The sequence below is a fragment of the Bacillus sp. EKM206B genome (assembly GCF_011066015.1).
Taxonomy (GTDB): Bacteria; Bacillota; Bacilli; order Bacillales; family Bacillaceae; genus Bacillus; species Bacillus velezensis.
Genome location: NZ_JAAMNL010000003.1, coordinates 544518 through 559347, shown reverse-complemented (window position 1 = coordinate 559347; position 14830 = coordinate 544518). Strand labels below are relative to the sequence as shown.

Genomic DNA, 14830 nt, shown 5'->3' with positions numbered 1-14830 from the left:
GTCTAATTTCGGATAACATTCATCCGTATTCAAACTTGAAGGTGTTTTTATTTGTCTCATCTTATGGGGTCAGTCCCGAAATACCGGGCTTTTTTATGCATTATGCTTTTTTGACGCGGGGACTTCTCGGTTTTTGGTATTTCTCCGCTTGTTTGATTCCTTTTCTTTCGCTCGCTAATGACTTGTACAGAGACACGATCATCAGAAGGATCACGACTGAAAACGGAACCGCGGCGAGAATGGCCGTGTTTTGCAGTGCGGCCAGACCGCCGGAATATAATAATACAGCTGCCACGGCGGACTGGATGACGCCCCAGATGATTTTCACCCGGTTTGACGGGTCCAAAGAGCCGTAAGACGTTTGCATTCCAAGCACAAATGTCGCTGAATCCGCTGATGTAATAAAGAATACAGCGATCAGAACAAGCGTTAATACGGATGTCACCATTGTCAGCGGATAGTGGCTGAGTGCGCCGAACAGCATCGTATCCGTTGACATACCCGCGACATTGAATACGCCTTTCTGCTGAAGATCCATCGCGGATACACCGAAAATCGCAAACCATAAGAAAGCCAATATACAAGGTGTCACCAACACCCCGATTAAAAATTCCCGGATCGTCCGGCCCCTTGATACACGGGCGATAAAAATGCCGACAAACGGCGACCAGGATATCCACCAGGCCCAATAGAAAATGGTCCAGCTGTTAATCCATTCGCGTTTTTGGGGATCATTCGGAGACAAGCGAAAGCTCATCTGCACGATATTTTGGATGTATTGGCCGATAGAATCGGTAAATGAGTTCATAATCAGCACCGTCGGGCCTGCAATGAGCATAAAGATCATTAAAATAGCCGCGAGCGCCATGTTGGTATTGCTTAAGTATTTAATCCCTTTGCCGATTCCGCTCCACGCAGAAATCAAAAATAACACGGTCACGACAGCGATCAGGATCAGCTGAATGGAAAATGTTTTCGGAATGCCGAATAAATAATGCAGACCGCCGTTGATCTGAGTCGCTCCGAGCCCTAAGCTTGTCGCCACACCGACAACGGTCGCAAACACCGCGATACAGTCAATTGCTTTGCCGATCGGCCCGTTTACTTTATCGCCCAAAAGCGGTGTCAGTGTGCTGCTGATCAAACCGGGCGCGTCTTTTCTGAATTGAAAATAAGCGATACATAAAGCGACGACCGCATAGATGGCCCAAGCGTGCAGCCCCCAGTGGAAAAACGTGTACCGGAGCGCATCACGAAATGCTTGGGGTGTTTCTGTTTCACCTGAGGGAGAGCTGATGGCGTAATGGCTGATCGGTTCCGCAGCCCCGTAAAATACCAAACCGATTCCCATGCCCGCGCTGAAAAGCATGGCAAACCATGATAATAAGCCGAATTCCGGTTTTTCCCCGGGTTTTCCGAGTTTTATTGTGCCGATCGGACTCACAATGAGAAAGAGACAGAAACCGACAAATATAGAAACGACCAGCAGATAATACCAGCCGAAAGAATCCGTAATAAATTTTTGTGCCGTATCAGTGACTTGCTGCAGGCTGTCAGGAGAAATGGCCCCCCATAAAACCGCAGCGGCTGTGATGACAATCACAATCCAAAAAACACTGGAGATGTTCTTCTTCAAACGTTCTCACCCTCTGACTATTTTTTTCAATACGCCACTTTTTAGTATGGTCGCACGATTGCAGATCATTCCTTTCTTCCTGTTCCCTCAATCAGGTGAAACAAAACGCAGAAAACTGTATCATGTTTTTGGTCAATTATCAACGGGGACGCTCAGGTAAATGCGCTTTAAACCATTTACAGCGAGCGTGAGAAACGTCCTGCATTCAAACCGGCGAGACGCCCCGTGACAAAGGCTGAAGTGATATTGTAGCCCCCGGTATAGCCGTGAATGTCGAGTATTTCTCCGCAAAAATATAAGCCTTCCATTTTTTTAGACGCCATTTGTTTCGGCTCAATCTCTTTTACGGAAACACCTCCGCCTGTGACAAACGCTTTGTCCAAAGAAAGCGTTCCGTCAGCGGCAACCGTAAATTGTTTGCAGTCTTTGACAAAAGCCCTGAATTGATCCTTCGGCAGTTCCGTAAAGCTTGTCTGCGGATCAAGACCGTTCCGTTCCAGAAGAAAAAGCAGATACCGTTCCTGCATCCACGGCTTCAGCGCGTTTTTGAGCGCTTTTTTCGGTGCGTCTTTCAGTTCCTTGTGCATCTTTTGAAATAACTCTTCCTCGTTGATGCCGGGAAACAGATCGATGCGTAATTTGACATCGGGCTGCTTTTTCAGTTCTTTGACGACAAACTGGCTGCAGCGGAGAATGGCGGGGCCTGACAAGCCGAAATGGGTAAACAGCATGTCCATCACGTGTGTGACGATAGGTTTGCCTTTTTTATTCAGGACGCTGACGGCCGTGTTTCTAAGGGACAGCCCCTGAAGTGTTTTTTGTTTAATAAACGGTTCTGACGACGTAACCGGCACTTCCGTCGGAAAGAGTTCGGTCACGGTATGACCGGCCGCTTCCGCCCATGCATAGCCGTCTCCGGTGCTGCCGGTATGCGGGACTGATTTTCCGCCGACCGCGATAATGACGGCGTCTGCGTTAATGTGTTCGTCATTGTTTGTCGTAATGCCCGCTGTCCTGCCGTTCTCGTACCGCACCTCTTTGATTTTTTCATTTGTGCGGATGGTGACATTCAGTTGTTTTAATCGGTTCAAAAGCGCATCGACAACGCTTTGCGCTTTGTCCGTCACCGGGAACATGCGCCCGTGGTCTTCTTCTTTCAGCTGAATGCCGAGTTTTTCAAAAAAGGCGATGATATCTTCATTATTAAATTCGGAAAACGCGCTGTATAAAAAGCGGCCGTTGCCGGGGATGTGTTTGATGATTTCTTCAACGGGGAGGCGGTTGGTCACGTTGCAGCGTCCGCCGCCGGAAATCGCCAGCTTCCGTCCCAGCTTGTTTCCTTTATCGATTAATAATACGTCCGCCCCTTCTTCGCCTGCGGCAATCGCAGCCATTAAACCGGAGGGACCGCCGCCGATCACAATGACGTCATAATGTTTCATATTTCATCAACAACTTTCTTTTTCACGTATAATAGGCGGAAATGTCCGCTTTCTGCTATTATAGCGAAAGAAAGGGAATCCTTAAACGTATTTTGTTTTTTAAAGAGCTTTCCCAAAAAGTTTCCCGCTGTAATTATTACCGTCTAATTGCCCAGTTGTGTTAAAATAGAAAAGTTGAATCTTCGTAGAAAATGGTGATGAGGAAACATGTCAAGCAAATTGTTAAGGGGCACGTTCGTGCTGACGCTCGGCACCTATATATCGCGGATTTTAGGGATGATTTATCTGATCCCGTTCGGAGCGATGGTCGGAGCGACGGGCGGAGCTTTGTTTCAATACGGATATAATCAATATACACTGTTTTTAAACATTGCCACGATGGGATTTCCCGCCGCGGTTTCAAAATTTGTCTCGAAATATAACTCCAAAGGAGACTATGAGACGAGCAGGCGGATGCTGAGAGCGGGAATGTCGGTTATGCTCGTAACCGGGATGATCGCTTTTTCAATTCTTTATATTTCGGCGCCGTTTTTTGCGGAAACATCTCTCGGCGGCACGAGTAACAACGGACTTACGATTGACCACGTCGTTTATGTCATCCGGATGGTCAGTCTGGCACTTTTGGTCGTGCCGATTATGAGTCTTGTGCGCGGTTTTTTCCAAGGTCATCAGATGATGGGGCCGACAGCCGTTTCACAGGTTGTGGAGCAGCTTGCCCGGATCATCTTTTTATTGGGCGCAACGTATTTGATTTTAAGAGTGATCAACGGCGGCCTTGTCATCGCAGTCGGATACGCGACTTTCGCGGCGCTGATCGGATCATTCGGAGGGCTTGTCGTCCTTTATATTTACTGGAATAAGCGGAAGGGCGATCTTCTGGCGATGAAGCCGAATCTCGTCCCGTCTGCGAACTTAAGTTATAAAAAAATGTTCATTGAGCTTTTCAGTTATGCCGCTCCTTACGTATTTGTCGGACTGGCGATTCCTTTGTATTCATATATCGATACGAATACGTTTAATAAAGCGATGATTGCGGCGGGCCATAAGGATATCAGCCAGGACATGCTTGCGATTGTCACCCTTTATGTGCCGAAGCTTGTGATGATCCCGGTTTCTCTGGCGACCGCTTTCGGTCTGACGCTGATTCCGACGATTACTGAATCGTTTACGAGCAGGAATTATAAGCTTTTGAACCAGCAGATTAACCAGACGATGCAAATTATTCTGTTTTTGGTTATTCCCGCCGTTGTCGGGATGTCCGTGTTATCGGGTCCGGCCTATACGTTCTTCTACGGCTCTGAAAGTCTTCGCCCGGATATCGGACAGGATATATTGTTCTGGTACGCGCCTGTCGCGATTCTGTTTTCTCTGTTTACCGTAAACGCCGCGATCCTGCAAGGGATTAATAAGCAGAAATTTGCTGTCGTGAGCCTTTTCATCGGCGTCATTATAAAAGTGGTGCTGAACGTGCCGCTGATCAAGCTGTTTCAGGGAGACGGGGCCATCTTGGCAACGGCGCTCGGTTATATCGCTTCTCTTCTGTACGGTTTTATCATGATTAAGCGCCATGCGGGCTATTCGTATACGGTACTTATAAAACGGGTCATTTTAATCGCAGTCCTGTCCGTCGTGATGGGAGTCGCGGTCAAGCTGACTCAATGGCTGCTCAGCTTCTTTGTAACATACCAAAGCGGCCAGGTGCATGCGGCGATTGTCGTCTTTGTCTGCGCCGCTGTCGGCGGTGCGGTGTACATGTTTGCCGCATACCGAATCGGATTTTTACAGAAAATGTTTGGAAACCGTCTGCCCCGCGTTTTGAGGAGAGGCAGGCATTCCGCCCATTGAGAAATAATGAATAGTCCGCTTATCGCGGGCTTTTCTTTTTAAAGGAGAGGATCAGGATGAGACTTGATAAGCTGCTTGCCAACAGCGGATTCGGCTCAAGAAAAGATGTGAAAAAAATCGTCAAGGCCGGGGCTGTCATGATTGACGGAGAGCCGGCGAAAGATGTGAAAACCCATGTCGATCCGGAAAAACAGGACATCACGGTATACGGAGAGCCGGCAGACTATCGTGAATTTATTTATGTCATGATGAATAAGCCGCAAGGAGTGCTGTCCGCTACAGAAGACAGCCGCCAGCAAACGGTGGTTGATCTGCTGACGCCTGAAGAACAGCGATTTGAACCGTTTCCGGCGGGACGTCTTGATAAGGATACGGAAGGCTTTTTGCTTCTCACCAATGACGGGCAGCTCGCTCATCGCCTGCTTTCTCCGAAAAAGCATGTGCCTAAAACATATGAGGTCCGGTTAACTTCACCTCTGTCACCGGAAGACATCGTTCATCTGGAAAGAGGCGTCGTCATTGAAGGAGGCTATAAGACGAAGCCGGCAGCCGTTGAAATTATTACAGAAAGCCCGGATGAAACGCTGATTCACTTGACCATTACAGAAGGCAAATATCACCAGGTGAAGCTGATGGCAAAGGCTGTCGGAAATGAAGTGGCTTATTTGAAGCGGCTTTCGATGGGGGCTGTTTCACTTGACCCGGATCTTAAACCGGGAGAATTCCGCGAGCTGACTGAAGAGGAGCTCGAAACGCTGAGAGGCGCAGAAGTGTAATCGATATCAGAAAAGCCCAAAACAGATTTGTTTTGGGCTTTTTATATAGAGGAACAAAAAACAAGGCAAAGACGCTGCTTTGCCTTGCAGCATGTCAGGCCGAAAAGGGCCTTATGTAATTGTTCGCTTAAGATGTAATTTTCACTTTTTTTCGTGTTGTCTCCCACTTGCCTCGGCTAGGACTATGAACAAGATCATTGTATGCTAACACATTTAAGTCTCGCTGAATGGTTCTAGGTGTAATGCCGAATTCATCAACCAGTTCCTGTGTTGTCACAAGGCCTTTTTCCTGGATGAACATGTAAACTGATTTAATCCGAGTCAGCATACGATTTGTTGAAGGTTTCAAAAAACCACTCCCTATCATAAGATCGGATGGACTTGATATACCACAACTTTCGACTCTAAAACTTCGTACGAATAAGCAACAAAGGATGACATTCTGTTTTTTCTCTTTTAACTGCCTCCATTATACACGATATGGACGACATGAATCTAGGAATAAGCGCAGGTAATTTTTTCAAATGGGTACAGCCTTGGTGCATTACTATGTCCGGCCCGCTTTTATTATTATGGAAACTGAAACTTTTTTTATACATGTCCGTATGAAAACGGGGGAGTGAGAAGTTTGGGAGAATTATTGAATGCAAACATTGTCTGCGCCGGTTATGCTGACAGGCCGAAGGTGATTTCGAATGTATCTCTGTCAGTCAACGCTGGTGAAATTTCCGGTTTAATCGGAGCGAACGGCGCGGGGAAAAGTACAGTGATAAAGGCGGTTCTCGGGCTGTCCCGGGATATAGAAGGCGGTATTGAGTGGAATGATTCATCTTATGCTTACATACCGGAGCGTCCGAGTTTTTACGATGAACTGACGCTTTGGGAGCACCTCGAGCTGACCGGGTCATTGCGGGGTATAGAAGGGGAAGAGTGCCGTGAGCGGGCAGGGCGGCTGCTTGAAGAGTTTTCGCTGACGTCTGTAAAACATGATTTGCCTTCCGGTTTTTCAAAAGGGATGCAGCAAAAGCTGATGCTCATACAGGCATTTTTGGCGAAGCCGGATATTTACATCATTGATGAGCCTTTTATCGGACTTGATCCGATCTCAACAAAGCTGTTTACCGACATGCTGATTGCTGAGAAAGAAAGGGGCGCGGGGATTTTGATGTGCACGCATGTTCTGGATACGGCGGAAAAAATCTGCGACCGATTTTATTTGCTGGATCAGGGCGCTCTGCTTCTTCAAGGCACGTTAGAGGAGCTTCAGGAAAAAACGGGGAGCCGTTCACTGCTGGATTGCTTTTATTCAGCGGTTCGGAGCAGTCAGCGATGACCGGGCGGGCTTTGTTTTTTCAAAGGCTGTTTCATTATTGGCGGTATCAATGGAAGGTGTTTCAGACGGTCATTGATTGGACGGTCGCGCTGTATATCGTTCTTCCCGCTGCCGCATTTGCTGTTTATCAATATGCTGAATGGCTGAACGGCAGGGGGCTTCTTAGTGGAGCGGCAGGAGTATTGGGATGGGGCTGGCTGTATGTATTCAGTGCCCTGCTGTTGTGCACGGGTTTTATTCATACCTTTTTGCTGGAAGCGGATCACGTGTTTTTGGTGCATGCAAAACATCTGATGCAAAAGCTGAAACGGTACGCGCTTTTGTATTCGATGTTCCTTTCCCTTATCAAATGGGGTGCGCTTGCCGTATTATTATTTCCCTTATGGCGCCAGTACGGTGACTGTACCTTACCGGCATATTCAGGTATGTTTTGCTGTCTGTTCGGCTTCCATACCGCGATATTAGCGGTGCACCGGCACAGAAAAAACAGCAGGCGGACATTCGGGAATCAGGCGGCGGGCTGGCTGAAAGTGATGGTTCTGACGGCGGGTGCGTTTTTTATGATCACCTTTGCCGCCGAATGGTATTGGCTTTGGCCGGCGGGATGTATATTGTTCATCTGTTCCGCTTTTTTGACTTGGAAAGGGACGGAGACATTATCAGCCTTTGAGGAAGAAGTGCTTGAGGAGAACAGGCGGAAGCTTTCACTCGCCGCCTCTGTTTTGATGCTCAGCCATGATGTGCAGCTCCCGAATGGTAAAAATAAAGGGCGGAACAAGCCGTTTTTATATCCCGGCTCAAAGCACATCTTTACAAAACGGTCGGCGTATACGGCGTGGAAAGAATTGTTTTTTAAAGTGCTGATCCGAAACGGCGGGTATCTCCGGCAGCTTTACCTTTTAACCGCGGCTTTTACGGCTCTTATTCTCGTTCTTCCGCTCTTAGTGAAGCCGGCAGTCCTTATTTTATTTGCGATCGTCAGCCGCTATGCCGCGTCACTTTTATTTGACCGGATCACGGATAAACCGGTTTTAAGCGGTATCAAGAGAGACAGTGATGACTATTTCCGGGCGCGAAACAGCGCATTAACCGTCATTCAAATCATCTGTTCCGCCTGGTGTCTCATTGCCGCGATTCTTTCCGTTCTTTATATGTAAAAATCCCTTTCCGAAAAGGAAAGGGATTTTTCTTAATGTCCGTTCAAAATAAAAAGCTGAATAAAAAACAGCACGGCGAAGATGATGACTAAAGGATGGATTTCGCGCCATTTTTTCTTAGCTGCTTTAACAAGCGGATATGAAATGAAGCCGAGTGCGATTCCGGTTGAAATACTGGACGTTAAAGGCATCGCCAAAATGACGAGAAAGGCCGGGAACGCTTCATCAAGCTCATTCCAGCGGATATTCGACACAGCACCCATCATCAGGCTGCCGACAATAATCAGAGCCGGTGACGTAATCGCGGACACTTCCGATAAGACGCTGACAAGCGGGCTGAAAAACATGGAAACGGCAAACATAACGGCAATCGTCAGCGCCGTCAGACCCGTTCTTCCGCCGGCCGCCACACCTGCTGAAGATTCAACGAACGCGGTCGTCGGGCTGGTGCCGAAGATGCTTCCCACCGTCGTAGCGGTCGAATCAGCCAACAGCGCTCTTCTGGCATTCGGCAGCTGATTGTTTTTGATCAGTCCCGCTTGTTCGGCGACACCGATCATGGTGCCGGTCGTGTCAAAAATCGTAACGAGAAGAAAAGAAAACACAACAGCGTACAGACCGTGATGCACGACATCCCCGAGGGCACCGAACGGATTTGTGATCAAAAGCCCCTCCGGCAGGTGCGGGAAGGACATGAATCCTTTCGCGAAATGGATCTGTCCGGTCAAAAAGGCAATGATAGCGGTCAGCGCCATTCCGATGAACAGAGCCCCGTTAACATTCAGCACCATCAGTACAATACTGATGATAAGTCCGATAAGCGTTAAAATGACGGCGGGCGAATGAAGATCGCCGAGTGCGACCAGATTAGATTTATCAGCCGTGATGATTCCGGATTGGCGTAAGCCGATAAAAGCGATAAATAAGCCGATGCCGGTCGTAATTCCGTATTTTAAATTGTCCGGAATCGCTTCTATAAGTTGTTTTCTTAAAGGCGTTAACGATAAAATAATAAAGATGACTCCCGCGATAAAAACGGCGCTGAAAGCCGTCTGATACGTAATGCCGCTGCCTGTGCCGACAACGTGAAAGGCAAGATACGCGTTTAAGCCCATGCCGGGGGCAATGGCGATCGGATAATTCGCAGCGAGAGCCATCCATAAAGTTCCGACAATGGAAGCGATAATCGTCGCGGTGAATACCTGGTCAAACGGAATTCCCGCATTGGAAAGGATCACCGGATTGACGACAATGATATACACCATTGTGAAAAAGGTGGTCAATCCCGCGGTAATTTCTCTTTTTATTGTCGTTTGATGCTTGTCGAGATGAAACATAAGTACCTCCAATGACGAACATTTTTTCAAAACATCATCTATATTATTCGTTTTATCGACATTTTGCAAGTCTTTATCAAGAAAGGGGATTTGTGATGAACTGGGAAGTTGAAGTCATCAGAAATAAAGAAGATCTGATCCGTGACACGCAGAAGTTTTTGCAGATCAACAGCGTAATGGACGAATCAACAGCCGGTCCCGGCCGGCCGTTTGGAGAAGGCGTCAATGCCAGCCTGACGTCACTGCTGGAATTCGGTAAAAAAGAAGGCTTCACCGTAAAGAATCTTGACGGCTATGCGGGCCATATTGAATGGGGAACGGGTGACGAAATCGTCGGCGTTTTGTGCCACGTCGATGTCGTTCCGCCCGGAGACGGCTGGACGAGCGATCCGTTTTCAGCCGATATCAGGGATGGCCGGATATATGCCAGAGGCGCCATTGATGATAAAGGGCCGACAATGGCGGCGTTTTATGCGCTGAAAATCGTCAAAGACATGCAGCTCCCTTTATCCAAACGCGTGAGAATCATCATCGGAACGGATGAAGAAAGTGATTGGAGATGCGTGGATCACTACTTCAAACACGAAAAAATGCCTGACATCGGCTTTGCTCCTGACGCAGATTTTCCGATCATTAACGCGGAAAAAGGAATTATAGATGCGTCACTGCGCATTGTAAAAAGCGCTTCTGACAAAGACGCAAAAAACGTGCTTCTGTCATTCCGTTCAGGACTGCGTTTGAACATGGTGCCGGATGCGGCTGAAGCGGTTATTGAAGGGAACGGTCTTGATGCCGTGCACGCGTATTTCAGCAAATGGCTTGAGCAGTCAAAAACACAAGGTGAAGCAGTTTCGGAAAATGGAAAACTGACGCTTCGGGTGTACGGAAAATCATGCCACGCGATGGAACCGGATAATGGTGTCAATGCCGGCTTAAAGCTTGCTGAATGCCTTAACGGAACAGAGCTGGATGGAGTCGGAAAGCACTTTGTCAAAACCATCAGTGACTATTTTTCAAATGATACACGAGGCAAAAAGCTGAAAATTGATTGCAGGGATGACATCAGCGGAGAGCTGACATTGAATGTCGGCACCTTTACATACAGAAAGGGTGAGGAAGGAGAACTCGGCATCAACATCCGTTATCCCGTCACTTCAGACAGCAAAGTCATCCGTGATGCTTTTACGTCTGCTGAAGAATTCCGGCTTGAAGAATTTAAAGACAGCAAACCGCACCACGTTTCTGCTGATCATCCGCTCGTAAAGACGCTTCAAAAGGTTTACGAAGGACAAACGGGAAAGAAAGCGGATCTGATTTCAATCGGCGGAGGAACGTATGCGAGATCCCTTTCGGCGGGCGTCGCGTTCGGGCCGCTGTTCCCCGGCCGGCCTGACAGCGCGCATCAAAAGGATGAGTACATTGAAATCGATGACCTTCTCAGGTCAACGGCTTTATATGCCGAAGCCATTTATGAGCTTGCCAAGTGATAATAAAAAGGGACGCCGAAAGCGGCATCCCTTTTTATCATTCAAATGACCATAAATCCGTTGATAAATAACGTTCTCCCGTATCGGCCGTCATACAGATGACGATCTGTTCGGAAGGGAGGCGTTTGGCGGTTTCAATGGCGGCGAAGCAGGCGGCGCCTGAAGACGGGCCGACGAGTATGCCTTCTTCCCGGGCCAGACGCCGTGTTGTCGTATACGCATCTTCATCAGATATTTTCATGATTTCATCGTAAACGTCCTGATTCAGTATGCCGGGAATAAATCCGGGGCTTGTCCCGACAAGCTTATGAGCGCCGGGTTTTCCGCCAGACAGGACGGGGGATCCCGCAGGCTCGGCGACATGAACAAGCATATCCGGAAAAAGCTCTTTAAGCGTTTCTCCGGTTCCGGTAATGGTTCCGCCCGTTCCCGCCGTTGCCACAAAAGCACCGAGCGGTCTGTTGAGCTGCTGAACGGCCTGATAGATTTCAATGGCGGTCGTTTTTCGGTGGGCATCTGGATTTGCGCCGTTATCGAATTGCATCGGGATAAAACTTCCCGGAATCTGTTCGGCGAGTTCTTTCGCTTTTTTGATGCTGCCGGGCATTCTTTCCGCCCCCGGTGTTAACACAACCTCCGCGCCGTACGCTTTCAGGAGGTTGATGCGTTCTTTCGTCATCGTGTCAGGCATGACGAGAATTGCCTTGTAGCCGCGCGCCGCCGCGTTCATCGCCAGGCCGATGCCTGTGTTGCCGCTTGTCGGTTCGATGATGACAGAGCCGGGTTTTAAATGCCCGCTGTTTTCCGCTTCAATGATCATATTGAAAGCCGCTCTGTCTTTGACACTGCCGCTCGGGTTAAACGATTCTAATTTTAAATAGACCTGTGCTGCATGTTCTGGCTGAAGGCGATTGAGCTTTACGATCGGTGTGCCGCCGATCAGCTCCGCCGTGCTGTTTGCGATTTTCAAGGCCGGCTCATTCCTTTCTGTATAAAACGTTCGGTACATAATATCCTATCATAATGAGCGGACAGGGTTCTCCTCTCCGCTTATCCGTTTTATAATAACACCATAACCAAAGAGGGAGAGATCCTCGTATGAAAGCTTCATTGCCGCATTATTTTATCGGCATTCCGATTCCGGCTGACATTGCTGAACCGATTTGGGAAGCAGCCAAAAAGGAGCCGGCGTTATCATTCAAAAAATGGGTGCACCCGCATGACTATCATATTACACTCATTTTTCTCGGAGCCGCGGATGAAGAACGGCTTGCGAAATTATCGTCTCTGCTCGCAGATGCTGCATCGGCAGCGCAGCCGTTTACCGTACAGTTTCAGCATCTGGATATTTTCGGCGACCGCAGACAGCCGAGAGTGCTTCACCTTGAGCCCGAACGGAATGAACTGCTCTTTGATTTGCGGGAAAAAACAAAACAGGCTGTTTTGAAAGCCGGTTTTCAAGTGGAAAAACGGCCGTATCACCCTCATATGACGATGGCGCGGAAGTGGGCGGGAGACCGGCCGTTTCCTGACGATGTGCCGTTTGAAAGCGGCAGGGTGCAAAGTGCCGTCAGCCGGTTTTCCCTGTTTCAGACCCATCTTGACCGGTCGCCTAAATACGAAGAAATCGCACAGTTTCAATTGACATAAACAAATATTCGGAGTGGAGAAATCACATGGCACAGATCATCAAAATTCACGACTGCATATCCAGATATGAACTTGATCCATACCATTATATGAACCAGTTTATCCGGCTGAAGAAAGAACGCTGGGAGGCGCTTCTTGAAGCGTTTGACCGGATGACGGAAGAAACGGAAACGGAAACGGCTGCCGGCGGGGAAACCGATCAAGCGCCGGCCAGGAAAAAATTTTCCTTAAAAAAGAGAAAAGAAGAAAATACGGCCGATATAAATGAAAAGAGGCACCAATGGTTTGATGAACCGGAGGGAGAAGAGGCGCTGTTCGGGAATCTTCCGTCTCAAAAGTCTGAGCTCGCGCCTTTTTTCAAAGATCAGCTGTATGACTTTCAATTAAAATGGGCGAGCTCCACGCTTTCTCAAAAGTCTGAGCTTTCGCAGGCGGTCAAAAGGGACAGGATGTTAAAAATGCTGGCTCAAAAGCTGCCCGATTCCTATTTTGTGATGTATCATCCGGTTCTGCAAATTCAGCAGGCGTCCGTCGAACTGAGCATTATCATCATCTCGCCGCTGGAGATTTTCTGCGCCGCTTTTATGGAAGCGGAAGAGGACAGCGTATATATCGGATCAAAACACCGTTTTTGGGAAGAAAGAGGCTCCGGCAGCACGCGCCAAGTATTGAATCCGTCTCTCAGCCTGCACCGGACGGGCTCGGTCGTTTCGCAAATCATAAAAGAAAAGCAGGCCGACATTCCCGTGCGGAAGCTTTTGCTCAGCAGAACGTCTTATATTGATTACCCGGAGCCGCCGTACGGGCTGGAAATAGCTGATAAACGGACTGCCGCAGGGTGGCTGGAAAAGCAGCAGAAAAATACGGCGCCGATCAAGCACCACCAGCTGAAGGCGGCGAAGGCTCTTTTGTCTTACGGCTTGAGCGATTCAAGCCGGAGACAGGAATGGCTTGATTAAAGCGGACGTTTGCCGGCTGTCTCTTCATCTATGAAGCAGGTGAGAACAAACGATGAGTCAATGGTTTTTTATTATTAATCCGGTCTCAGGAGGCGGGCGGGGACGGCGTGTCTGGAAATCAGTTCAAAAAGAGCTGACCAGGCGCGGGGTCAGCCACCGCTCTTTTTTGACCGGGCATCCCGGACATGCGGAGGTGCTGGCGAGACAGATTTCAATGATGCAGGATCATAAGCTTAAGCGGCTGTTCGTCATCGGCGGTGACGGGACGATGCATGAAGTCATTAACGGACTGAAAGGAACGGATCAGATTGAGCTGACCTTTGTGCCCGCCGGTTCGTACAATGACTTTTCCAAAGGGCTCGGTATTAAGAAGTCGGCGCTCCTCCAAGAAATCAAAAGTCTGCACCGCCCGCTCACACGGAAATTTTTTGCGGGAAACATCAACTTTTTTCATGACAAAGCGCAATCACTTTATTTTATTAACCACCTGTCTGTCGGTTTCGATGCCTCAGTTTTGAAGGCAGCCGTGAATTTTCCGTTATCGCGCATTCTTCGGTTTTTGCGTCTCGGTTTTGTGATTTACCCGCTCGCGCATTTACATACGGCCTCGGGGTTTCAGCCGTTCAGATTTGTTTGCACGGCAGACGGCCAGAGGCGTGAATTCCGCAATGTCTGGTTTGTCATTGCGGCTAATCATCCTTATTACGGAGGCGGCATGAAAGCGGCGCCTTCAGCAAATCCCCGTCAAAACCATTTTGATATTGTCATTGCAGAAAACCTGTCCTTTTTCTCGCTGTATCGTTTTTTATGGGCGATGAGCTTCGGCCGGCATATCAAAATGGACGGAGTGACGATGATAAAGGGGAAGGAATTCGTTTTTGAAACAGATGGGAAAATTCCGTTTCACGCTGACGGCGAGCTGATCGGAACGACGCCGTTTCGGCTTATGCCGGGCGACGCACCGTTGAAAATAAAAACATAATAAACAAATGAAACCCGTCAAATGATTCACGGCAAAGAGCGGTTCGCGGCATAAATCTTCAGAATTCACAGGTGTTCTTGCTAGTTTTGCTTGACGAAGTTTGTGCTGTAGCGCTAAAATTTATAGGACGGCTATTGATTAGCATATGAGACTCTCAATAGCTGTCTTTTTTATTCTCATGAAATTGTTTATGACAGGCCGCTCCGCCAATAGAGAAAGGCTGGAG

General features: G+C 48.3%; 13 protein-coding genes. 8 read left to right on the top strand and 5 right to left on the bottom strand.

Features of this window, described 5'->3' with window-relative positions:
* Nucleotides 1–100: 100 nt before the first annotated feature.
* Together opuD and G9F50_RS08835 are read right to left on the bottom strand one after the other, a co-directional pair.
* Nucleotides 101–1636 (bottom strand): glycine betaine transporter OpuD, encoded by a 1536-nt coding sequence (gene opuD, locus G9F50_RS08840; RefSeq protein WP_012118228.1) that lies wholly within the window; start codon nt 1634–1636, stop codon nt 101–103.
* A gap of 176 nt (nt 1637–1812) precedes the next feature.
* On the bottom strand, nt 1813–3078 hold the full coding sequence (locus tag G9F50_RS08835; protein ID WP_060562756.1) for a BaiN/RdsA family NAD(P)/FAD-dependent oxidoreductase: 1266 nt from the start codon (nt 3076–3078) through the stop codon (nt 1813–1815).
* Between the two features lie 207 nt (nt 3079–3285).
* Here G9F50_RS08835 and G9F50_RS08830 point away from each other — a divergent pair, with 207 nt between their 5' ends.
* Together G9F50_RS08830 and G9F50_RS08825 are read left to right on the top strand one after the other, a co-directional pair.
* Entirely contained in the window at nt 3286–4923 is a 1638-nt protein-coding gene (locus G9F50_RS08830; RefSeq protein ID WP_003152313.1) for a putative polysaccharide biosynthesis protein, read from the top strand.
* A 56-nt stretch (nt 4924–4979) separates the two neighbouring features.
* The gene (locus tag G9F50_RS08825; protein WP_060562755.1) at nt 4980–5699 is read left to right on the top strand and encodes a pseudouridine synthase; all 720 of its coding nucleotides are present in this window, start codon (nt 4980–4982) and stop codon (nt 5697–5699) included.
* Nucleotides 5700–5826: 127 nt separating this feature from the next.
* Here the strand turns inward: G9F50_RS08825 and G9F50_RS08820 are convergent, their stop codons facing one another.
* Complete coding sequence (locus tag G9F50_RS08820; protein WP_003152337.1) at nt 5827–6048, bottom strand: DeoR family transcriptional regulator; 222 nt, start codon at nt 6046–6048, stop codon at nt 5827–5829.
* Nucleotides 6049–6327: 279 nt separating this feature from the next.
* Between G9F50_RS08820 and G9F50_RS08815 the strand changes: the two genes are divergently transcribed.
* Both G9F50_RS08815 and G9F50_RS08810 read left to right on the top strand, forming a co-directional pair.
* Entirely contained in the window at nt 6328–7032 is a 705-nt protein-coding gene (locus tag G9F50_RS08815) for an ABC transporter ATP-binding protein (protein WP_003152339.1), read from the top strand.
* Nucleotides 7029–8189, top strand: coding sequence for an ABC transporter permease (locus tag G9F50_RS08810; protein WP_060562754.1), 1161 nt, complete (start codon nt 7029–7031; stop codon nt 8187–8189). Before G9F50_RS08815 ends, G9F50_RS08810 begins: the two co-directional genes overlap by 4 nt.
* 32 nt (nt 8190–8221) lie before the next feature.
* On the opposite strand, the gene G9F50_RS08805 is transcribed toward G9F50_RS08810, so the two are convergent.
* Nucleotides 8222–9526, bottom strand: coding sequence for an NCS2 family permease (locus G9F50_RS08805; RefSeq protein ID WP_060562753.1), 1305 nt, complete (start codon nt 9524–9526; stop codon nt 8222–8224).
* 95 nt (nt 9527–9621) lie between these two features.
* On the opposite strand from G9F50_RS08805, the gene pepV reads away from it, so the two are divergent.
* Nucleotides 9622–11013 carry a dipeptidase PepV gene (gene pepV, locus G9F50_RS08800; RefSeq protein ID WP_060562752.1) on the top strand — a complete coding sequence of 464 codons (1392 nt, stop codon included), beginning with the start codon at nt 9622–9624 and terminating at the stop codon, nt 11011–11013.
* Nucleotides 11014–11050: 37 nt separating this feature from the next.
* On the opposite strand, the gene cysK is transcribed toward pepV, so the two are convergent.
* The gene (gene cysK, locus G9F50_RS08795) at nt 11051–12022 is read right to left on the bottom strand and encodes a cysteine synthase A (RefSeq protein ID WP_101536299.1); all 972 of its coding nucleotides are present in this window, start codon (nt 12020–12022) and stop codon (nt 11051–11053) included.
* Between the two features lie 89 nt (nt 12023–12111).
* On the opposite strand from cysK, the gene thpR reads away from it, so the two are divergent.
* Genes thpR through G9F50_RS08780 form a run of 3 tightly spaced genes read left to right on the top strand, consistent with a single transcriptional unit; the run spans nt 12112 to nt 14604 of the window.
* Nucleotides 12112–12663, top strand: a complete 552-nt coding sequence (gene thpR / locus G9F50_RS08790) for an RNA 2',3'-cyclic phosphodiesterase (RefSeq protein ID WP_012118221.1) — start codon at nt 12112–12114, stop codon at nt 12661–12663.
* Between the two features lie 26 nt (nt 12664–12689).
* Nucleotides 12690–13622 carry a hypothetical protein gene (locus G9F50_RS08785; protein ID WP_060562751.1) on the top strand — a complete coding sequence of 311 codons (933 nt, stop codon included), beginning with the start codon at nt 12690–12692 and terminating at the stop codon, nt 13620–13622.
* 52 nt (nt 13623–13674) lie between these two features.
* Nucleotides 13675–14604 (top strand): YegS/Rv2252/BmrU family lipid kinase, encoded by a 930-nt coding sequence (locus G9F50_RS08780; RefSeq protein WP_060562750.1) that lies wholly within the window; start codon nt 13675–13677, stop codon nt 14602–14604.
* Nucleotides 14605–14830 lie beyond the last annotated feature (226 nt).